This window comes from Bradyrhizobium nivariense (genome assembly GCF_029846695.2).
In the GTDB taxonomy this organism is placed as follows: domain Bacteria; phylum Pseudomonadota; class Alphaproteobacteria; order Rhizobiales; family Xanthobacteraceae; genus Bradyrhizobium.
In genome coordinates, this window is record NZ_JARWCR020000035.1 from 68,699 (window position 1) to 88,849 (window position 20,151).

At 63.9% G+C, this 20,151-nt stretch carries 18 protein-coding genes; 14 read left to right on the forward strand and 4 right to left on the reverse strand.

The window, feature by feature from the left end:
- Nucleotides 1–53 precede the first annotated feature (53 nt).
- The 9 genes from QCM77_RS25970 to QCM77_RS26010 all read left to right on the forward strand — a co-directional run bounded on the left by QCM77_RS25970 (nucleotide 54) and on the right by QCM77_RS26010 (nucleotide 10,469).
- On the forward strand, nucleotides 54–851 hold the full coding sequence (locus QCM77_RS25970; RefSeq protein ID WP_279685433.1) for an ABC transporter ATP-binding protein: 798 nt from the start codon (nucleotides 54–56) through the stop codon (nucleotides 849–851).
- Entirely contained in the window at nucleotides 848–1,561 is a 714-nt protein-coding gene (locus QCM77_RS25975; protein WP_045002467.1) for an ABC transporter ATP-binding protein, read from the forward strand. Before QCM77_RS25970 ends, QCM77_RS25975 begins: the two co-directional genes overlap by 4 nt.
- 12 nt (nucleotides 1,562–1,573) lie before the next feature.
- A complete protein-coding gene (locus QCM77_RS25980; RefSeq protein WP_279662413.1) occupies nucleotides 1,574–2,452 on the forward strand; it encodes a branched-chain amino acid ABC transporter permease in 879 nt (292 codons plus the stop codon).
- A gap of 2 nt (nucleotides 2,453–2,454) precedes the next feature.
- The gene (locus QCM77_RS25985) at nucleotides 2,455–3,474 is read left to right on the forward strand and encodes a branched-chain amino acid ABC transporter permease (RefSeq protein ID WP_279662412.1); all 1,020 of its coding nucleotides are present in this window, start codon (nucleotides 2,455–2,457) and stop codon (nucleotides 3,472–3,474) included.
- A gap of 32 nt (nucleotides 3,475–3,506) precedes the next feature.
- A complete protein-coding gene (locus QCM77_RS25990) occupies nucleotides 3,507–4,742 on the forward strand; it encodes an ABC transporter substrate-binding protein (protein ID WP_279685434.1) in 1,236 nt (411 codons plus the stop codon).
- A gap of 119 nt (nucleotides 4,743–4,861) precedes the next feature.
- Nucleotides 4,862–6,088 carry an ABC transporter substrate-binding protein gene (locus QCM77_RS25995; protein ID WP_279685435.1) on the forward strand — a complete coding sequence of 409 codons (1,227 nt, stop codon included), beginning with the start codon at nucleotides 4,862–4,864 and terminating at the stop codon, nucleotides 6,086–6,088.
- Nucleotides 6,089–6,347: 259 nt separating this feature from the next.
- Nucleotides 6,348–7,577, forward strand: coding sequence for an ABC transporter substrate-binding protein (locus QCM77_RS26000; protein ID WP_279685437.1), 1,230 nt, complete (start codon nucleotides 6,348–6,350; stop codon nucleotides 7,575–7,577).
- Between the two features lie 181 nt (nucleotides 7,578–7,758).
- Complete coding sequence (locus QCM77_RS26005; protein WP_279685439.1) at nucleotides 7,759–8,988, forward strand: ABC transporter substrate-binding protein; 1,230 nt, start codon at nucleotides 7,759–7,761, stop codon at nucleotides 8,986–8,988.
- A gap of 197 nt (nucleotides 8,989–9,185) precedes the next feature.
- Complete coding sequence (locus tag QCM77_RS26010; protein ID WP_279685441.1) at nucleotides 9,186–10,469, forward strand: glycerate kinase type-2 family protein; 1,284 nt, start codon at nucleotides 9,186–9,188, stop codon at nucleotides 10,467–10,469.
- Nucleotides 10,470–10,680: 211 nt separating this feature from the next.
- On the opposite strand, the gene QCM77_RS26015 is transcribed toward QCM77_RS26010, so the two are convergent.
- Nucleotides 10,681–11,202: a MarR family winged helix-turn-helix transcriptional regulator gene (locus tag QCM77_RS26015; RefSeq protein ID WP_279662406.1), complete on the reverse strand. Its 522-nt coding sequence runs from the start codon at nucleotides 11,200–11,202 to the stop codon at nucleotides 10,681–10,683.
- 175 nt (nucleotides 11,203–11,377) lie between these two features.
- On the opposite strand from QCM77_RS26015, the gene QCM77_RS26020 reads away from it, so the two are divergent.
- Genes QCM77_RS26020 through QCM77_RS26030 form a run of 3 tightly spaced genes read left to right on the forward strand, consistent with a single transcriptional unit; the run spans nucleotide 11,378 to nucleotide 14,923 of the window.
- Nucleotides 11,378–12,418: a branched-chain amino acid ABC transporter permease gene (locus QCM77_RS26020; RefSeq protein WP_279685443.1), complete on the forward strand. Its 1,041-nt coding sequence runs from the start codon at nucleotides 11,378–11,380 to the stop codon at nucleotides 12,416–12,418.
- A gap of 7 nt (nucleotides 12,419–12,425) precedes the next feature.
- The gene (locus QCM77_RS26025; protein ID WP_279685445.1) at nucleotides 12,426–14,195 is read left to right on the forward strand and encodes a branched-chain amino acid ABC transporter ATP-binding protein/permease; all 1,770 of its coding nucleotides are present in this window, start codon (nucleotides 12,426–12,428) and stop codon (nucleotides 14,193–14,195) included.
- Nucleotides 14,192–14,923, forward strand: coding sequence for an ABC transporter ATP-binding protein (locus QCM77_RS26030; protein WP_279685447.1), 732 nt, complete (start codon nucleotides 14,192–14,194; stop codon nucleotides 14,921–14,923). Before QCM77_RS26025 ends, QCM77_RS26030 begins: the two co-directional genes overlap by 4 nt.
- A 227-nt stretch (nucleotides 14,924–15,150) precedes the next feature.
- Here the strand turns inward: QCM77_RS26030 and QCM77_RS26035 are convergent, their stop codons facing one another.
- Nucleotides 15,151–15,771, reverse strand: coding sequence for a pyridoxamine 5'-phosphate oxidase family protein (locus QCM77_RS26035; RefSeq protein ID WP_279685449.1), 621 nt, complete (start codon nucleotides 15,769–15,771; stop codon nucleotides 15,151–15,153).
- Between the two features lie 121 nt (nucleotides 15,772–15,892).
- Here QCM77_RS26035 and QCM77_RS26040 point away from each other — a divergent pair, with 121 nt between their 5' ends.
- Nucleotides 15,893–16,777 (forward strand): LysR family transcriptional regulator, encoded by an 885-nt coding sequence (locus QCM77_RS26040; protein ID WP_279685451.1) that lies wholly within the window; start codon nucleotides 15,893–15,895, stop codon nucleotides 16,775–16,777.
- 184 nt (nucleotides 16,778–16,961) lie between these two features.
- On the opposite strand, the gene QCM77_RS26045 is transcribed toward QCM77_RS26040, so the two are convergent.
- Nucleotides 16,962–17,381 (reverse strand): PaaI family thioesterase, encoded by a 420-nt coding sequence (locus tag QCM77_RS26045; protein ID WP_279685453.1) that lies wholly within the window; start codon nucleotides 17,379–17,381, stop codon nucleotides 16,962–16,964.
- Nucleotides 17,382–17,628: 247 nt separating this feature from the next.
- Nucleotides 17,629–18,798 (reverse strand): 4-hydroxybenzoate 3-monooxygenase, encoded by a 1,170-nt coding sequence (gene pobA, locus QCM77_RS26050; RefSeq protein ID WP_279685455.1) that lies wholly within the window; start codon nucleotides 18,796–18,798, stop codon nucleotides 17,629–17,631.
- 217 nt (nucleotides 18,799–19,015) lie between these two features.
- Between pobA and QCM77_RS26055 the strand changes: the two genes are divergently transcribed.
- Nucleotides 19,016–20,032: a TRAP transporter substrate-binding protein gene (locus tag QCM77_RS26055; RefSeq protein ID WP_279685457.1), complete on the forward strand. Its 1,017-nt coding sequence runs from the start codon at nucleotides 19,016–19,018 to the stop codon at nucleotides 20,030–20,032.
- Nucleotides 20,033–20,151 lie beyond the last annotated feature (119 nt).

Here is a 20,151-nt window from a genome sequence, read left to right on the forward strand (position 1 = left end):
CAGGAGCGGTTCGTATCGCCCCTTCGTCCACTCAACAGCGTGGGCGAGACGAGATGACGCAGGCACAGCTCGCGCAGGGGACATCGCCTCTGCTCGCGGTTCGCGACGTCAGCGTCGTGTTCGGCGGCATTGTCGCGCTCAACGGCGTGTCCTTCGACATGCACAAGGGCCAGATCCTCGGCTTGATCGGCCCCAACGGCGCCGGCAAGACCACGCTCTTCAACTGCCTCTCTCGGCTCTACCAGCCGTCGTCCGGCGACATCCTGATGGAGGGCGCGAGCATCCTGACGCGCCCGCCGCACCGGATCGCGGAGATCGGCATTGGCCGCACCTTCCAGAACGTGGCGCTGTTTCCGAACCTCTCGGTGATGGACAATGTCCGCGTCGGCACGCATGCCCGCACCTCCAGCGACATCATCAGTGACTCGCTGCGTCTTGCCTGGATTCGCCGCAGCGAGACCGACGTCAACAAGAAGGTGCACGAGATCCTCGCCTATCTCGACCTCGAGGACGTCGCCCACACCGTCGTGTCGGGTCTGCCCTTCGGCACGCAGAAGCGCGTCGAGCTGGCACGCGCGCTCGCTGCCGATCCGAAGATCCTGCTGCTCGACGAGCCCGCCGGCGGCCTCAACCACGAGGAAGTCCACGTGCTCGGCGACCTCATTCGCCGCATCCGCGACGACCGCCACATGACCGTGCTCCTGGTCGAGCACCACATGGGCCTCGTGATGTCGATCGCCGACCACGTCGTCGCACTGAATTTCGGCAAGAAGCTCGCGGAAGGCACGCCCGCCCAGGTGCAGGTGGATCCCGACGTCATCAAGGCCTATCTTGGGAGCAAGGACCAATGACGACGCTGCTCAACGTCAAGGATCTGCGCGCCTATTACGGCCAGGTCCAGGCGCTCCACGGCTTGTCCTTCTCGCTCAGCGAGGGATCGCTGACCACGCTGCTCGGCGCCAACGGCGCCGGCAAGACCACCACGCTGCGCGCGATCTGCAACATGGTGCGCTCGACCGGCGGCATCGAGTTCGACGGCAAGCCGCTGAACAACCGCTCCACCGAGAGCATCGTGCGGTTCGGCATCGCCCATGTGCCGCAGGGCCGCGGCACCTTCACCACCATGACGGTGGAGGAAAACCTCCAGTTAGGGGCCATCACCCGCAAGGACAATGCCGGCATCGTCTCCGACATCGAGCGGATGTATGCGCATTTCCCGGTGCTCAAGCAGCGGCATACGCAGCAGGCCGGCACGCTCTCGGGCGGCGAGCAGCAGATGCTCGCGGTCGCCCGCGCCCTGATGCTGCGGCCGCGGCTGATGCTGCTGGACGAGCCCTCCTTCGGCCTGGCGCCGCTGGTGGTGCGCGACCTGTTCGGCATCCTCGGCAAGATCAACCGCGAGGACAAGGTGTCGATCCTGGTGGTCGAGCAGAACGCCCAGCTCGCGCTCGAGCTTGCCGACCAGGCCTATGTGATCGAGACCGGCCGCATCGTGATGTCGGGCAACGCCAAGGACATCGCGAACAACGAAGAAATCCGCAAATCCTATCTGGGTTACTGAGGAGCCGGCACGATGGAGCTGTTTACCAACCAGGTGCTGGCCGGGATCGCTACGGGCGCGATCTACGCCTGCATGGCGCTCGCCGTGGTCATGATCTACCAGGCGATCGACCATCTCAACTTCGCGCAAGGCGAGATGGCAATGTTCTCGACCTTCATCTCCTGGCAGCTGATGCAATGGGGCATCCCCTATTGGGCTGCCTTCATCCTGACGCTGGCGTTCTCCTTCGTCGGCGGCATCGCGATCGAGCGCATCCTGTTCAAGCCGCTGGCGAAGGCGCCGGTGCTGACCAACGTCGCCGGCTTCATCGCGCTGTTCGCGATCATCAACTCCTCGGCCGGCCTGATCTGGGACTTCACCATCAAGCAATATCCGACCCCGTTCGGCTCCTCACCGTTCCTCGGCAGTCAGCTGATCTCGACCCACCAGGCCGGCATGATCGGCGTGACCGTGCTGCTGCTGCTCGGCCTCTACTTCTTCTTCCAGTACACCAAGATCGGCCTCGCCATGCGCGCGGCCGCTTCCGTGCCTGAATCGGCCCGGCTGGTCGGCATCAACACGAGCTGGATGATCGCGCTCGGCTGGGGCATGGCGACCGCGATCGGCTCGATCGCCGGCATGCTGATCGCCCCGGTCGTCTTCCTCGAGCCCAACATGATGGGCGGCGTGCTGATCTACGGCTTCGCCGCCGCGGTGCTCGGCGGACTGACCAGCCCGTTCGGCGCCGTGGTCGGCGGCTTCCTGGTCGGCGTCTTCGAGAACCTCGCCGGCACCTACATTCCCGGCGTCGGCAACGAGCTGAAACTTCCGATCGCGCTCGCGCTGATCATCTCCGTCCTGGTCGTCAAACCCGCTGGCCTGTTCGGCCGGCACATCGTCAAGCGAGTTTGATCATGAGCGCTGCAGAAGACGTCGTTGCAGAAGGCCACCAGGCGGTCGAGGCCGTTCCGAAGCGGGCCATGACGCTCGGCACCGGCACCTCGCTGGTGGTGCTTGCCGCACTGATCATCATGCCTGTCTTCGTCAAGAACTTCATCATTTTCCAGATGACGATGCTCCTGATCTACGGGCTCGCGGTGCTGGCGCTGAACATCCTGACCGGCGGCTCCGGCCAGTTCTCGCTCGGCCAGAGCGCGTTTTACGCCGTCGGCGCCTATACGACCGCGGTGCTGATGGAGCATTTCAACGTCAACTACGCGCTGACCTTGCCGATCGCCGGCGTGGTCTGTTTCGGCTTCGGCTTCCTGTTCGGGCAGCCGGCGCTGCGGCTCTCCGGCGTCTACCTCGCGCTCGCGACCTTCGCGCTCGCCACCGCAATGCCGCAGCTCTTGAAGCTGAACTTCCTCGAGCACTGGACCGGCGGCGTGCAGGGCCTCGTCGTCACCAAGCCCGATGCGCCGTTCGGCCTGCCGATGTCGCAGGACATGTGGCTCTACTATTTCTCGCTCGCCGTCGTGATCGCAATCTACATTTTCTCGGTCAACCTGCTGCGCTCCCGTTCGGGCCGCGCCTTCATGGCGATCCGCGACAACGAGATCGCGGCTTCCGCCATGGGCGTCGACGTCGCGCTGTACAAGACACTGGCCTTCGGCGTGTCCGCCGCCATCACCGGCATCGCCGGCTCGCTCGGCGCCATCGCGGTGCAGTTCGTCGCGCCCGACAGCTACACCATCACGCTCGCGATCTCGCTGTTCCTCGGCATGGTCGTCGGCGGCGTGGGCTGGCTGCCCGGCTCGATCGTCGGCGCCGCCTTCATCATCTTCGTGCCGAACATGGCGGAGGGCATCTCCAAAGGCCTCTCCGGCGCGGTGTTCGGCGTACTCCTGTTCCTCGTCATCTACCTCGTGCCGCACGGCGCAAGGCAGGTCGCGATCCTGGGCCAGCAACTTGTCGGCCGGCTCAGAAAGAACTGAAAACCCGTTTAATTGAGCTAAGGAGACCCGAATTGTTTTTTGAAAGAACACTGCGAACCGCTGCGCTGGTCACGGCAACGGCGGTCATCACTCTCGGCTCCGGCGCCGCACTCGCCCAGAAGAAATATGACACCGGCGCGTCCGATACCGAGATCAAGATCGGCAACATCATGCCGTATAGCGGTCCGGCATCGGCCTATGGCATCATCGGCAAGACCGAAGAAGCCTACTTCAAGATGATCAACGACAAGGGCGGCATCAACGGCCGCAAGATCAACTTCGTCACCTATGACGACGCCTACTCGCCGCCGAAGGCCGTCGAGCAGGTCCGCAAGCTGGTCGAGAGCGACGAGGTGCTCGCCGTATTCAACCCGCTCGGCACGCCGTCGAACAGCGCGATCCAGAAGTATTTGAACGCCAAGAAGATCCCCCAGCTCTTCGTCGCCACCGGCGCCACCAAGTGGAACGATCCGAAAAACTTCCCCTGGACCATCGGCTGGCAGCCCTCCTACCAGAGCGAAGCGCAGATCTATGCGAAATGGCTGTTGAAGGAGAAGCCGGACGCGAAGATCGCGATCCTCTATCAGAATGACGATTTCGGTAAGGATTACCTCAAGGGCACCAAGGACGGCCTCGGCGCCAAGGCCTCATCCATGATCGTCATGGAGGAGAGCTATGAGGTCTCCGAACCCTCGATCGACGGACACATCGTCAAGATCAAGGCCGCCAATCCGGACGTCCTCGTGATTTACACCACGCCGAAATTCGGCGCCCAGACCATCAAGAAGACCGCCGAGCTGAGCTGGAAGCCGCTCCAGATCATCACCAACGTGTCGGCCTCGGTCGGCAGCGTGATGAAGCCGGCCGGCTTTGAGGCCTCGCAGGGCGTGCTGTCGGCAGCCTATGCCAAGGATGGCGCCGATCCGCGCTGGAACGACGACCCCGGCATGAAGAAGTGGGCCGAGTTCCTCGACAAGTACGTGCCTGGTGCCGACAAGACCGACACCAGCGTGGTCTATGGCTATGGCGCAGCGCAGACGCTGGCCAAGGCACTGGAGATGTGCGGCGACGATCTCACCCGCGCCAATCTCATGAAGCAGGCCGCAAGCCTGAAGGACTTCGCGCCGGACACGCTGCTGCCCGGCGTCAGGATCAATACCAGCGCGACCGATTTCGCGCCAATTTCCCAGCTCCAGATGCAGCGCTTCAAGGGCGAGAAATGGGAACCGTTCGGCGAGATCCTGAGCGGCGACGTCGCTCCGGAATAATGCGCTGACGCGATAGTCCCGGCCAACGAGCCCCCGCGAGCGATCGCGGGGGCTTTTTGTTGACGTGACGCGTCAATCTTGTTCAATGCGGCGCCGATCCAGCCCGGGGTGGGAGAAAGATGACTGCCGTTCGATTTCAGGTTGCGGCCCCTTTGGCCGCATTCGTGTTGTGCACTGCGATGAGCGGCCCAGCACTGGCGCAGAAGAAATACGACAGCGGCGCTTCCGATACCGAGATCAAGATCGGCAACATCATGCCCTACAGCGGCCCGGCTTCCGCCTATGCCGCGATCGGCAGGGCCGAGGAAGCCTATTTCAACAAGATCAATGCCGAGGGCGGCATCGGCGGCCGCAAGATCACGTTCATCTCCTACGACGACGGCTATTCGCCGCCGAAGACGGTGGAGCAGGCCCGCAAGCTGGTCGAGAGCGACGGGGTGCTGCTGATCTTCGGCTCGCTCGGCACCTCCACCAACGGCGCGATCCGCAAATACATGAACGAGAAGAAGGTGCCGCAATTGTTCGTGGCGAGCGGTGCTTCGAAGTGGAACGATCCGAAGCAATATCCCTGGACCATGGGCTGGCAGCCGAGCTACGCGAGCGAGGCGCGCATCTACGCCAAGTACATCATGAAGGAGAAGCCGGACGGCAAGATCGGCGTGCTCTACCAGAACGACGATTTCGGGAAGGACTATCTGAAGGGGCTGAAGGACGGCCTCGGGCCCGAGGCCTCGATGATCGTGCTGGAAGATGGCTACGACACTTCGGAGCCGGCAATCGACGAGCACGTCGTGAAGCTGAGGGCTTCAGGCGCCGACATCCTCATCAGCATCACCACGCCAAAATTTGCTGCCCAGGCGATCAAGAAGGCGGCCGAGATCAACTGGCATCCGGTCCACATCATCTCCAACGTCTCGGCCTCGGTCGGCGGCGTGCTCGAGCCGGCAGGGCTCGAAATCTCGCAAGGCATCCTGTCGGCGAGCTACACCAAGGATGGCTCCGACCCGCAATGGAACGCCGATGACGGCATGAAGAAGTTCTATACCTTCCTCGCGCAATACGATCCCAAGGCCAACAAGCTCGATGCCGGCGTGGTGTTCGGCTATGCGGCGGCCCAGACCATGGTGAAGGTACTGCAAATGTGCGGCGACGACCTCACCCGTGAGAACGTCATGAAGCAGGCCGCCAGCCTGAAGGATTTCGAACCCGACACATTGTTGCCCGGCATCAAGATCAACACCGCAGCCGATAATTTCGCCCCGATCGAGCAGCTCCAGATGATGCGGTTCAAGGGCCGGAAATGGGAGCTGTTCGGGGACATCATCTCGAGCGAGCTCGGCCATTGAGCTCTTTGGGCAGAGCGCAATTTGAGGTCAGGCTGAAATAGCAGCGCAACTCATGATCGAAGCAATGACGCGAGGGACTGAATCTCACTAGCCGGAAGATTCCGCTCCGCATCGATCAAATTGCGCCGGCTGCGACATTCGCGGAGGCGTTTTTCTTGCTGGCCGGACGGGAAGGGTATTCAATGTGTGCAGGAGCGACGCGAACGTGCGCTCCCAATCAAAAAAAACGACACATTGAAACGGACCAAGGGAGATCAAGATGCCTGCAATGCATGTGCGGCTGGGGGCCCTTGCGGCCGCCCTCGCGCTGGCTGTTGCCTTTTCCACCGCGGCGTCAGCGCAAAAGAAATACGACACCGGCGCGTCCGACACCGAGATCAAGATCGGCAATATCATGCCCTATAGCGGCCCCGCTTCGGCCTATGGCGTGATTGGCAAGACCGAGGAAGCCTACTTCAGGAAGATCAATGCGGAAGGCGGCATCAACGGCCGCAAGATCAACTTCATCAGCTACGACGATGCCTACTCGCCGCCGAAGACGGTTGAGCAGGCGCGCAAACTCGTCGAAAGCGACGAAGTGCTCCTGATCTTCCAGTCGCTGGGCACGCCGTCGAATTCCGCGATCCAGAAATACATGAACTCGAAGAAGGTGCCGCAGCTGTTCGTCGCTACCGGCGCCACCAAGTGGAACGATTCGCAGAACTTCCCCTGGACCATAGGTTGGCAGCCCAACTACCAGAGCGAGGCACGCATCTACGCCAAGTATATCCTGCAGAACAAGCCGAACGCCAAGATTGCCATCCTCTATCAGAACGACGATTACGGCAAAGACTACCTGAAGGGCATGAAGGAGGGACTTGGCGCCAAGGCGGTTTCGATGATCGTCGCCGAAGAGAGCTACGAGACGTCCGAGCCAACCATCGACTCCCACATCGTGACGCTGAAGGCAACCGGCGCCGATGTCTTCTTCAACATCACCACGCCAAAATTCGCCGCCCAGGCGATCAAGAAGAACGCCGAGATCGGCTGGCATCCGATGCACTTTCTCAACAACGTCTCGGTTTCGATCGGCAGCGTGATGAAGCCGGCCGGCTTCGAGGCCTCGCAGGGCATCGTCTCCTCGAACTACTACAAGGATCCGACCGATCCGCAGTGGAAGGACGATCCGGCGATGAAGGCCTGGAATGAGTTCCTCGACAAATACTATCCCGAAGCCAACCGCGCGGATTCGGCGGTGATGTACGGTTACATCGTCGCCCAGGGCCTTGTGCACGTGCTCAAGGCGTGCGGTGACGATCTGACGCGTGCGAACGTCATGAAGCAGGCGGCCAGCATCAAGGACTTCGAACCTGCCGGCCTCTTGCCGGGCATCAAGGCCAATACGGGCCCCACCGACTTTGCTCCGCTGTCCCAGTTGCAGCTCATGCGCTTCAAGGGAGAAAGCTGGGAGCTGTTCGGCGACGTCCTCAGCGGTGACGTCAGCGGCTGAGGACAGCACAGCCCCAGGGTGACTACCAAAAGAGGTGACTACTAAAGAAGCAGCCCCTGCGACGTCGTCGCAGGGGCTTTTTCTTGATGCTGCAACGCAAATCGTATTCAATTGCTGCCGCGTCGCCAAGAAACCCAGGAAAAGAATGACGCACACACACCAAGAAAATAGGGAGATAGGAATGCCCGCTGTCACCGGCAAATTTGCGGCCGCGTCACTGGCGCTTGCGCTCATTGCAGCCTCGGCCTCCACTGCATCGGCACAGAAGAAATACGATACCGGCGCGACCGATACCGAGATCAAGATCGGCAACATCATGCCCTACAGCGGACCGGCCTCCGCCTACGGCATCATCGGGCGGACCGAAGCCGCCTATTTCAAGAAGATCAACGACGAGGGCGGCATCAACGGCCGCAAGATCAACTTCATTTCCTATGACGACGCCTATTCGCCGCCGAAGACGGTGGAGCAGGCGCGCAAGCTGGTCGAGAGCGACGAGGTGCTGTTCATCTTCAACTCGCTCGGCACGCCGCCGAACACGGCGATCCACAAATACATGAACTCGAAAAAGGTGCCGCAGCTCCTGGTCGCGACCGGCGCCACCAAGTGGAACGATCCGCAGAACTTCCCCTGGACCATGGGCTGGCAGCCCAACTACCAGAGCGAGACGCAGATCTATGCGAAGTGGCTGCTGAAGAACAAGCCTGACGCCAAGATCGCCGTGCTGTTCCAGAACGACGATTACGGCAAGGACTATCTCAAGGGCCTGAAGGACGGCCTGGGGACCAAGGCCGCGTCGATGATCGTCATGGAAGAGAGCTACGAGACGTCGGAGCCGACCATCGACAACCACATCGTCAAGCTGAAGTCGACCGGCGCCGACGTCTTCATGAACATCACGACGCCGAAATTCGCAGCGCAGGCGATCAAGAAGAATGCCGAGATCGGCTGGAAGCCTCTGCACTTCCTCAACAACGTCTCCGCCTCCGTCGGCAGCGTGATGAAGCCCGCCGGCTTCGAGAACGGCCAGGACATCATCTCGGCCGACTATCTGAAGGACGTGTCGGATCCCGAATGGGCCAACGATCCCGGCATGAAGGACTTTCTGGCGTTCATGGGCAAATACTTCCCCGAAGGTGACAAGCTCGATAAGGGCACCATCGTCGGCTATGCCGTGGCACAGACGCTGGTTCAGGTCTTGAAGCAGTGCGGTGACGATCTCACGCGCGAGAACATCATGAAGCAGGCGGCGAGCCTGAAGGACTTCCGCACCGAGGCGCTGCTGCCGGGCGTCAAGATCAACACCTCGCCGACCGATTTCGCGCCGATCAGCCAGCTTCAACTCGAGAAGTTCAAGGGCGAGAAGTGGGAGCTGTTCGGAGACGTGATCAGCGCCGACGTCGGCGGTTAGCCGCGCTGACACCCACGACGATGAAAACCCCCTGCGCTGATCGCGCGCAGGGGGTTTTTGCTTGCGGGTCGATTATGATCACGCGATTGCACAATCGAATGATGGTAAAGCCCGCTTACGCTTTGGCGCATGATGCGGTAGGCAGGTGAGCGGCGCGTTTGCCGCCAGTCTCTTCTGTCCGCTCAAGGCTTTTCGTCATGACCGACCGACGCCCCCTGCTCCGCGCGCTCTACGACGCCGCCGTTGCCGCCGCCCATCCCAGCACGGTGCTGGCGCCGCACCTGCGGCCCGCTCCGAGGGGACGCGTGATCTGCCTCGCCGCCGGCAAGGGCGCGGCCGCGATGGCCGCCGCCGCCGAGCGGCACTATCTCGGCACGCTCGGGCTCGCACCGGAGCGCATCGTCGGCATCGCCACCACGCGCCACGGCTACGGCGTGCCGACGCGCCGCGTCCGCGTGGTCGAAGCCGGTCATCCCGTGCCTGACGAAGCCGGCCTGAAGGGCGCGGCCGACACGCTCGCGCTCGCAGCCGAGGCCGGACCCGACGACCTGCTCCTGGTGCTGCTCACCGGCGGCGGCTCGGCGAACTGGATCGCACCGGTGGACGGCATCAGTTTCGCGCAGAAGCAGGCGGTCAACAAGGCGCTGCTGCGCTCCGGCGCGCCGATCGGCGAGATGAATATCGTGCGCAAGCATCTGTCGCGGATCAAGGGCGGGCGGCTGGCGCGCGCCGGCAAAAATGCCGCCGAGATCGTGACGCTCGCGATCTCCGACGTGCCGCATGACGACCCCTCAGCGATTGCGTCCGGCCCCACCGTGCCCGATCCGACCACGCTCGCTGATGCGCGCGGCATTGTCGCCAAGTACAAGCTCGACATCGACGATGCGGTGCGCCGCGCGCTCGACAATCCCGCCAACGAAAGCTGCAAGCCGGGCGACGCCGCCTTTGCGCGCGCGCATTTCGAATTGATCGCGCGGCCAAAGCAATCGCTCGAAGCAGCGGTGAAACTCGCGCACGAGGCCGGTTACGAGACGATCGATCTCGGCGCCGACCTCGAGGGAGAAGCGCGCGACGTCGCCGCCGATCACGCCAAGCGTGCGCTCCAGGCGCGCGCACAGGGCAAGCGCGTCGCCATCCTCTCCGGCGGCGAGCTCACGGTGACCGTGCGCGGCCAGGGGCGCGGCGGCCCGAACCAGGAATACGCGCTGGCGCTCGCCGGCCTCTTGAAGGACACGCCCAACATCTCCGCGCTCGCCGGCGACACCGACGGCGCCGACGGCGGCGCCGGCAACCCCACCGATCCCGCCGGTGCGCTGATCGACGCGGCGACGTTCGCGAAGATGCAGGCGCAGGGGCTCGAGCCGCAGGCCTATCTCGACAACAACGACGCGACGACGTTCTTCGAGGCGACGGGCGACCTGCTGCTGCCGGGCCCGACGCTGACCAACGTCAACGACATCCGGGTGATTTTGGTGGATTGAGGGAGCCTACCCCGGCGTCGCTGTCATTCCCCGCGACCCGGCTACGCCAAGGCTTCGCCGAGGTTGAGGTCCAGGGGCGCCGAAGCTTTTAGCGTAGGCGGCAGGCGGGGAATCCAGTACGCCGCGGCCCATCCGTATCCCACCGCGGCCTCTGGAATACTGGATCGTCCGGTCAAGCCGGACGATGACAGCCGGACCAGAGCACGGCCTTTCAGAACTCGTTGGCGATCTTCGAGAGCATTCCGAGCAGGGCTTCGCGGTTGGACTGCCCGAGCAGCTCGTTCAGCCGGGCCTCGTGCTTGGTGGCGACCAGCTTCTTGGCGCGGGCCAGAACGGCCTTGCCCTTGTCGGTCAGCACCAGGATGTGCGAACGGCGGTCGTTGGTGGAGCGGATCCGCGCGCAGAGGTCGCGGCTCTCGAGATTGTCGAGCATCGCGACGAAATTCGGGCGCAGGATGCCGAGGGTGGAGGCGATCTCGGTCTGGTTACGGCCCGGATTTTTCTCGACCAGCAGCAGCACGGAGAACTGCGCCGGCGTGAGCTGGAGCGAGGCCATGCAGCGCAGGAAGTTCTCGAACACCTTGAGCTGCGCCCGCTTCAGCACATAGCCGAGCTGCTCCGAGAGCTCGCCGAGCTGGAGCGCTTCGCCAGGCCCTTCGGCCGCGTCCTTGCGGCCCCTGGCCGCCTCCGCAGGTTTTTCAGCTGACTTTTCAGCGGTCTTCGAAACGGTCATCGCCTCATGCTCGCAATCCCGTTAAGTTCGGGAGGATTGTTCGCCACTCTTGATGTTATATTTGATAATTGTTATGGACCATATCAAATATCGTCAGCGTTTTTCAATGGCTGTGAGCGGACCGTCCACCACAATCGGGGGACCGGTTCTTAATCTTTGAGGGGAGCGTCCGGTCTTGAATACCACCATCATGCTGTTCCTGCTGCAGGACGGCATCACCAATGGCGCGATCTATGCGCTGCTCGGCCTCGCGCTGGTGCTGGTGTTCGCCGTCACCCGCGTGATCCTCATCCCACAAGGCGAATTCGTCACCTATGGCGCGCTGACCTATGCGTCGCTGGCCGCGGGCCAGATGCCGGGTACGGCAAAACTCGCGCTCGCCCTGGGCATCGGCGCCTTCGCGTTCGACCTGTTCGCGGCGCGCAAGGCGCTGCACGGGCGCCTGGTCCTGCGCAGCGTCCTCACCAACATCGTGCTGCCGGCCATCGTGCTGGCGCTGACCGTCTACTTCGCCGCCCAGAAGCCGCCGGTTGCGGTCTGCATCGCGCTGTCGCTGGTGATCGTGGCGATGATCGGCCTGTTTCTCTACCGCGTCGCGTTCCAGCCGCTGGCGCATACCTCCGTGCTGGTGCTGCTGATCGCATCGGTGGGCGTCCACCTCGCGCTGCAGGGACTTGGCCTTTTGTTCTTCGGCGCCGAGGGCCAGCGCGGACCTGCCGTGCTGTCCGGCTCTTTTACCGCCGGCGCGCTGCGCTTCACCGGCCAGAGCATCACGGTCTATGGCATCACCATCGCCTTCATCGTCGGGCTCTGGCTGTTCTTCGGGCTGACACTCTACGGCAAGGCGCTGCGCGCGACCGCCGTGAACCGGCTCGGCGCACGGCTTTCCGGCATCCGCACCACGCTGTCCGGGCAGATCGCCTTCCTGCTGGCCTCCGTCATCGGCGCGCTGTCGGGCATCATGATCGTGCCGATCACGACGCTCTATTACGACTCGGGCTTCCTGATCGGCCTGAAAGGCTTTGTCGCCGCGATCATCGGCGGCCTTGTCAGCTACCCCCTCACCGCCGTCGCGGCGCTGTTCGTCGGTATCGTCGAGGCGTTCTCGTCCTTCTATGCCTCCAACTACAAGGAGGTCATCGTTTTCATGCTCTTGATCCCCGTGCTGCTGCTGCGCTCGCTCGCTGCCCCCGCGGTCGAGGAAGAGAAGGACTGACGCTAAGATGCAGAGCCGGCTCCCCATCCTCATCTTCGCGCTTCTCATGGCGGCGATCCCGTTTGTTCCGGGCATGCCCCCGTTCTGGATCGTGCTGCTCGACAACATCGGCCTCACCGCCCTCGTCGCGATGGGCCTCGTGCTGCTGACCGGCGTCGGCGGCCTGACCTCGTTTGGACAAGCGGCTTTCGTCGGCTTTGGCGCCTACACCACCGCGGTGCTGTCGACGGCCTACGGCGTGTCGCCCTGGCTGACGCTGCCGCTGTCGCTGGTGGTCAGCGGCCTGCTGGCGGTGCTGCTCGGCCTCGTCACGGTCCGTCTCTCCGGCCACTATCTGCCGCTTGGCACGCTCGCCTGGGGACTCGGCCTGTTCTATCTCTTCAGCAAGCTGGAATTTTTAGGGAGAAACGACGGCATCTCGGCGATCCCGCCGCTGTCGATCGGCTCGTTCAAAATGCTCTCGCCCGGCTCGATCTACTACGCGATCTGGGTTGCCGTGATCGTCTCGGCCCTGCTCACGATGAACCTGTTGGACTCCCGCACCGGCCGCGCCATCCGCGCGCACCGGCGCGGCCATGTCGCGGCCGAAGCGTTCGGCGTGCACACGCCGCGGGCGAAAATGCTGGTGTTCATCCATGCCGCCGTGCTCGCCGGCCTCTCCGGCTGGCTCTACGCGCATCTTCAGCGGGCGGTGAACCCGACCCCGTTCGGCGCGCAGGCCGGCATCGAATATCTCTTCATCGCCGTGGTCGGCGGCGCGGGCTATGTCTGGGGCGGCGTCCTGGGCGCGGCGCTCGTCGTGGTCCTGAAGGAAGTGCTGCAGAGTTACCTGCCGCTGATCCTGCCGGGCTCCGGCCAGGTTGAAACCATCGTGTTCGGCATCATGCTGGTGGCGCTGCTCCAGCTCGCACCCGGCGGCGTCTGGCCCTGGCTGATGGCGTTCCTGCCCGAGCGCACCAATGGCAAGAAGCCGGACACCTCGCTGATACTGGAGCAGCGCACCCGCTCGCCCGGCCCATCCAGCGTGCTGCTCCAGGTCGAGAAGGTGCGGAAGCAATTTGGCGGCGTGGTCGCGGTGAACAACGTCTCCTTCGACGTCCAGGCCCGCGAGATCGTCGCGCTGGTCGGCCCGAACGGCGCCGGCAAGAGCACCACCTTCAACCTGATCACCGGCGTGCTGTCGGCCACCTCAGGCTCGATCTCGGTGCTCGGCAACAAGGTCGACAAGGCGCCGCCGCAGGAGATCGTCAAGCTCGGCATCTCCCGCACCTTCCAGCACGTCAAGCTGGTGCCTGATATGACCGTGCTGGAGAACGTCGCGATCGGCGCCCATCTGCGCGGCCATTCCGGGCCGATCTCCTCGATGCTGCGGCTGGACCGCGCCGACGAGGCAAAGCTGCTCGCCGAAGCCGCCCGCCAGATCGAACGCGTCGGCCTTGGCGAGCAGATGCTTCAGCTCGCAGGATCGCTGTCGCTCGGGCAGCAGCGCATCGTCGAAATCGCCCGTGCGCTCTGCGTCGATCCGATGCTGCTGCTGCTCGACGAGCCGGCCGCCGGCCTGCGCCACATGGAGAAGCAGCGGCTCGCCGCGCTGCTGCGTGAGCTGCGCGACGGCGGCATGAGCGTGCTGCTGGTCGAGCACGACATGGGCTTCGTGATGAACCTCGCCGACCGCATCGTGGTGCTCGATTTCGGTACCAAGATCGCGGAAGGAACGCCCGCCACGATCAAGACCAATCCCGAAGTGATCAAGGCCTATCTCGGAGTGGCGGCATGAGCGCGCTGTTGTCCGTCGCCGACGCCCACGTCGCCTATGGCAAGGTCGAGGCCGTGCGCTCGGTCTCGCTCGAAGTCGGCCAGAACCAGATCGTCACCATCGTCGGCGCCAACGGCGCCGGCAAGACCACGCTGCTCTCGGCCATCATGGGCATTTTTCCGCTGAAGGGCCGCGTCGCCTTTGCTGGCCAGGACCTCGCACGGCTCGATATCGAGGACCGCGTCGCGATGGGGCTCGGTCTCGTTCCCGAGCACCGCGAGCTGTTCGTGACCATGAATGTCGAGGACAATCTCGAGCTTGGCGCCTTCCGCATCGAAAGAAGCAAGGCGAAAGCGTCGATGGAGCGGGTCTACACGCTGTTTCCTCGGCTGAAGGAGCGGCGCAAGCAGCTCGCCGGCACGCTCTCCGGCGGCGAGCAGCAGATGCTCGCGATGGGCCGCGCGCTGATGGGCGAGCCCAAGCTCTTGATGCTGGACGAGCCGAGCCTCGGCCTCGCCCCGATCATCGTCGCCGACATTTTCCGCATCGTCACCGAACTGCGAGCCTCCGGCGTCTCGGTACTGCTGGTCGAGCAGAACGCGCAGGCCGCGCTCAAGATCGCGGACCAGGCTTACGTGATGGAGCTCGGCGAATTCGTGCTCAGCGGCAAGGCCAGCGACATCGCCGCGAATGAGCGCGTCGCCGCCAGCTATCTCGGCTTCCAGCACGAAGGCGCGAGCGGGTTGTAGACCTGCTTCCTCAAACTCACCCGTCATCGTCCGCGAAGGCGGACGATCCAGTATTCCAGAGACCGCTGTGCTGGAACCGAGACGCCGCGGCGTACTGGATGCCCCGCCTGCCGCCTTCGCTAAAGCTTCGGCGCCCCTGGACCTGAACCCCGGCGAAGCCTTGGCGTAGCCGGGTCGCGGGGCAAGAGCCGGGGATACAGCGATAGCTCTGCCCACGGGGACATCGCTCAGCTCGACTTCTCCCCCTTCAACGCCGCCACCTCCGCCTCAAGCTCCGCGATCCTTGCGTCCCTTGCCGCCAGCGCCGCCGCAACATCGCCAGCGTCGAACTTCTGCGGGATGTGCTGCGGGCAGTTGGTGTCCCACGCCGCGATCTTGAACAGGATCACCTGCTCCGGTCGCGCGCGATAGCCTTTCGGCATCAGCGACTGCGTCAGCGCCTCGTCGTCCTCGACCACGCGCGCCTCGCCCCAGATCTTCACCCGGCGGCGATGAGCGTAGTCCATCACGAAGAGGTAGGCCTTGGGATTTTCGGACAGGTTTCCCTGCGTGATGTATTGCCGGTTGCCGGCGTAGTCCGTGAAAGCCAGCGTCTGCTTGTCCAGCACCTTCAAAAACCCCTTCGGGCCGCCGCGGTGCTGGATGTAGGGCTGGCCATCGGCCGAGGCGGTGGCGAAATAGAAACTGTTGGCGTCAGCCAGGAACGCCGCGATGTTCTCGTCGACCTCGGTGCGCCAACCGCGCTGCTCGGCAAGAGCATAGCCTTCGCGTGATCCCTTTCGGGTCTGGATCGATTTCACCGCCGGCGTGAACGCCACGTCGCTGGCGTAGGTCTGAGTTGCCGTCATCGGAACATCTCCTGAAATCCCGGCGCATCCCTGCGTCTTTCACCCGTGAAGATGGACCTTCCAGCGACCAAAACAATCTGCCCGCTTGACACTTCATCATTGCGATATATGCAATAATGTCATGGACCGCCTTGAAGCCATGCATGTCTTTGTCACCGTTGCCGACCTGCGTGGCTTCGCGCCGGCGGCACGAAAACTGCGGCTGTCGCCCTCGGCGGTGACGCGGCTGATCGCGGCGCTGGAGGAGCATCTCGGCGCGCGGCTGTTGCAGCGGACCACCCGGCAGGTGCGGCTCACCGACGTCGGCACGCGCTATCTGGAACGCGCGCGTCGCATCCTGGCTGATGTCGAGGAGGCCGACGGCTCGGCGCGGGAGGAGCGCAACCGGCCGAGCGGACGCCTGGTGGTGTCGGCGCCGGTCGGCTTCGGCCGTCTCCATGTCGGGCCTGTCATGACCGCCTACCTCAAGCGTTATCCCGAAGTCGCCTGCGAATTGCGGCTGTCGGACAACCTCGTCAATCTCGTGGAAGACGCCGTCGACGTCGCGGTGCGGATCGGCCATCTCGCCGACTCCTCACTGGTCGCGCGCCAGGTCGGCGAGATGCGGCGGATCACGGTGGCGACATCAGGCTATCTGAAGCGTCATGGCGAGCCGAAGACGCCCGAAGCACTGCTCGCGCACCAGACCATCGCGTTCGGTCCATCCGCCAGCTGGCGCTTCGTACAGGACGGCCGCGACATCGAGGTGACGCCAAACCCGCGCTTCACCAGCAACAGCGCCGACGTCGCCCTGCAATATGCCGAGGCCGGCGGCGGCGTGACGCGCGTGCTGGCCTACCAGGCCGCGGAGGGGCTGAAGCGCGGGCGACTGAAAATCGTGCTGGCGAAATACGAGCAGCCGGCGCTGCCGATCCACATTGTCTACCCGACCTCGCGCCTGCTCTCGGCCAAGGTACGCGCATTCATCGATCTCGTGGTGGAGACCGCGGAGTGGAGGTTTGGGTGACGGTGCCTGTGTCCCGGACGCGCTGCAACGCCATAGCGCGTCAAAGACGCGCGTGACCGCGCTTTAGGCGTTGCTGCGCAGAGCCGGGACCCAGAGGGCCAGAGCGTGAGCTGCGGATGGATGGGCCCCGGCTCTGCAGCGCACCGCCGAAGGGGCGCTGCGCTGCGTCCGGGGCACGAGAAGGTCACCCCTTCTTCGGCACCACGCGGAAGGTGCCGCTGGCCCGCGCGATCACGCCGTCGTCGGCCTTCGCGAGGCACTGCGCGAAGCAGATCGTGCTGCCGGTCTTGACCACGTCGCTCTCGACCGCCAGCCATTGGCCGATCTCGGCCGCGCCGACGAAATCGATCGAGAGCGAGATCGTCACAAAGGACGTGGTCCAGCCCGTCGCCTGCGCGCAGCTGTAGCCCATGGCGGCATCGGCCAACGCCGCGATCAGGCCGCCATGGATCAGCCCCCGCGCATTGGTGTGCGGTTTGGCCAGGCGCAGGCCGATGAACACGGCCCTGTCGGTTTTCCTGGAGTAAAGCGGCTCCCAGGGATCGGTGAGGGGCGCCTTGCGGAAATGCGGCTCGAAGCCGGCGGGAATGTCGGTGCTGGCCATGTCTGTCTCGCGTTGGTGGCTGCGGCCATTGAACGCGATGGACGTGACGGATGCATCACCTACAAAGTTTTAAACGGAATCTGCGCGGGTGTTTGAAATGGGCGGCGCCGTCGTCCCACGACGACTGTCATGCCCCGCGACCCGGCTACGCCAAGGCTTCGCCGGGGTTCAGGTCCAGGGGCGCCGAACCACGCGCCGCCTCTGGAATACTGGATCACCCGCCTTCGCGGGTGATGACAGCGTGCCTCTAAAACGGCAGCCCCACATAGTTCTCCGACAGCGACGTCATCGCGGCCTGCGACTGCGTGACGTAGTCGAGCTCGGCGAGCTGGATGCGGGCGCCGATGGTGCCGGTGTCGGGAAATTTGTGCAGCATCGAGGTCATCCACCACGAGAACCGCACGGCCTTCCAGACCCGCGCCAGCGCCTTGGTGGAATAGGCGTCGATCCCGGCGCTGGATTTCTCGTCGTAGAACTCGCGGAGCGCGCTCGACAAATAATGCGCATCGCTGGCCGCGAGGTTCAGCCCCTTCGCGCCGGTGGGCGGCACGATATGGGCGGCATCGCCGCACAGGAACATCCTGCCGAAGCGCATCGGCTCGGCGACGAAGCTGCGCAGGGGCGCAATGCTCTTCTCGATCGAGGGTCCCGTGACCAGGCCGTCCGCGGCCTCCTGGTCGAGCCGGCGCTTGAGCTCATCCCAGAAGCGGTCGTCGGGCCAATGGTCGACATGGTCGTCGAGCGCGCACTGCACATAGTAACGGCTGCGCTTGGTCGATCGCATGGTGCACAGCGCAAAGCCGCGGGCGTGGTTGGAATAGATCAGCTCGTGGCTGACCGGCGGCGTATCGGAGAGGATGCCGAGCCAGCCGAACGGATAGACCCGCTCGAATTCCTCGATCGCCGACGCCGGAACGCTGGCGCGGCTGACGCCGTGAAAGCCGTCGCAACCGGCGATGAAATCGCAATCGATCGTGTGGGTGACGCCGTCCTTGGCGTAGGTGACACGCGGGTGAGCGCTGTCGAAATCCTGCGGCTGCACGTCCTTGGCCTCATAGACCGTGGTGAGACCGGCGGCCTTGCGCGCATTCATAAGATCGAGCGTGACCTCGGTCTGGCCGTAGATCATGACCGTCTTGCCGGTCGCAGCCTTCATGTCGATGCGGTGACGGCGGCCGGAAAAGGCGAGCTCGATCCCCTCATGCAGCAGGCCTTCGGCATGCGCCCGCGCGCCGGCGCCGATCTGGTCGAGCAGCGCGACGGTTCCCTCCTCCAGGAGGCCGGCGCGGATGCGGCCGAGCACATAGTCCGGGCTCTGCCGCTCCAGAATGACATTGTCGATGCCGTAACCGTGCAGCAGTTGCCCAAGCAACAATCCGGCCGGCCCTGCCCCGATGATTGCGACTTTTGTCCGCAATACTTGCTCCTTCCGATCCTGTAGGCTTTCGGCGCGGCTCGCTTGTCGCAGCCGTCCGCGCACGATAATTATATCATATAACGGTTGGGCAAAAAGGGGAGTGCGCGGCGGCACGCCGCGCCAGTTTCCGGCTTGAACGCGCCGGCCAATTAGATAACATGTTAATTAACGAGACCGGGCCATCGAAGCCCGCCGTCAAAAGAGGGAGAGACGCGTGATGAGGAAAGCCTGTCTGGCGTTGCTGCTGGCAGCAAGCGTGAACCCTGCGTTCGCGCAGGACAAGACCTTCGATTTGAAGATCTCGCACTGGGTGCCGGCTTCGCATCCCCTGCAGAAATCGCTGGAGGACTGGGCGGCCGCGGTCGAGAAGGATTCCGGCGGCACCATCAAGGGCAAGGTATTTCCGGCCCAGCAGCTCGGCAAGGCGTTCGACCATTACGACATGGCGCGCGACGGCATCGCCGACGTCACCTATGTCAATCCCGGCTACCAGCCCGGCCGCTTCCCGATCGTCGGCGCCGGCGAGCTGCCCTTCCTGATCTCGGATGCCAAGGGCGGCTCGATGGGGCTCGACGCCTGGTATCGCAAATATGCCGAGAAGGAGATGAAGGACGTCAAATACTGCCTCGCCTTCGTCCACTCGCCGTCCTCGTTCCACTCCCGCACCAAGAAGATCGTGATGCCGGAGGACGTGAAGGGCCTGAAGATCCGCCCCGCCCACGCCACCATGGCGAATTTCGTCACCTCGCTCGGCGGCACCAATGTGCAGTCCTCCGCGCCCGAAGTGCGCGACATCATCGAGCGCGGCGTCGCCGACGGCGTCACCTTCCCCTGGGGCTCGCTGGTGCTGTTCGGCATCGACAAGGTGACCAAGTACGACATGGAGGCGCCGCTCTACACCACGACCTTCGTGTTCGTGATCAACAAGGACAAGTACAATGCGATGTCCGACAAGCAGAAGGCCGCGATCGACAAGAACTGCACGATCGAGATGGCGGGCATGGTCGGCGAGTACTGGGGCAAGTTCGAGGACGCCGGCATCGACAAGGTCAAGGCGGAATCCGGTCACGAAGTCTACAAGCTGACACCCGAGCAGACCGCCGCCTGGAAGAAGGCCGCCGAGCCGCTGGTCAAGACCTGGTCCGATGGCGCCAAGAAGGCCGGCACTGACCCGGACGCAGCACTCGCGGACCTCAAGGCCTCGCTGAAGAAGTACAACGCGCTGGCGGAGTGACGCTCAGTTGCAACCACGCGCTCGCTGCACCTCTCCCGCTTGCGGGGGAGGTCGGCGCGAAGCGCCGGGTGGGGGCTCTCTCCACATTGGGATTGTTCATTGCGGAGACACCCCCACCC

Coding starts and splice junctions, on each gene's coding strand:
- QCM77_RS26045 (WP_279685453.1), bottom strand. CDS start 17,381: ATGGCCAGCACCGACATTCCCGCCGGCTTCGAGCCGCATTTCCGCAAG.
- QCM77_RS26040 (WP_279685451.1), top strand. CDS start 15,893: ATGGACCGCCTTGAAGCCATGCATGTCTTTGTCACCGTTGCCGACCTG.
- QCM77_RS26055 (WP_279685457.1), top strand. CDS start 19,016: ATGAGGAAAGCCTGTCTGGCGTTGCTGCTGGCAGCAAGCGTGAACCCT.
- QCM77_RS25995 (WP_279685435.1), top strand. CDS start 4,862: ATGACTGCCGTTCGATTTCAGGTTGCGGCCCCTTTGGCCGCATTCGTG.
- QCM77_RS26035 (WP_279685449.1), bottom strand. CDS start 15,771: ATGACGGCAACTCAGACCTACGCCAGCGACGTGGCGTTCACGCCGGCG.
- QCM77_RS26005 (WP_279685439.1), top strand. CDS start 7,759: ATGCCCGCTGTCACCGGCAAATTTGCGGCCGCGTCACTGGCGCTTGCG.
- QCM77_RS26015 (WP_279662406.1), bottom strand. CDS start 11,202: ATGACCGTTTCGAAGACCGCTGAAAAGTCAGCTGAAAAACCTGCGGAG.
- QCM77_RS25985 (WP_279662412.1), top strand. CDS start 2,455: ATGAGCGCTGCAGAAGACGTCGTTGCAGAAGGCCACCAGGCGGTCGAG.
- QCM77_RS26030 (WP_279685447.1), top strand. CDS start 14,192: ATGAGCGCGCTGTTGTCCGTCGCCGACGCCCACGTCGCCTATGGCAAG.
- QCM77_RS25980 (WP_279662413.1), top strand. CDS start 1,574: ATGGAGCTGTTTACCAACCAGGTGCTGGCCGGGATCGCTACGGGCGCG.
- QCM77_RS26025 (WP_279685445.1), top strand. CDS start 12,426: ATGCAGAGCCGGCTCCCCATCCTCATCTTCGCGCTTCTCATGGCGGCG.
- QCM77_RS26010 (WP_279685441.1), top strand. CDS start 9,186: ATGACCGACCGACGCCCCCTGCTCCGCGCGCTCTACGACGCCGCCGTT.
- QCM77_RS26000 (WP_279685437.1), top strand. CDS start 6,348: ATGCCTGCAATGCATGTGCGGCTGGGGGCCCTTGCGGCCGCCCTCGCG.
- QCM77_RS25970 (WP_279685433.1), top strand. CDS start 54: ATGACGCAGGCACAGCTCGCGCAGGGGACATCGCCTCTGCTCGCGGTT.
- QCM77_RS25975 (WP_045002467.1), top strand. CDS start 848: ATGACGACGCTGCTCAACGTCAAGGATCTGCGCGCCTATTACGGCCAG.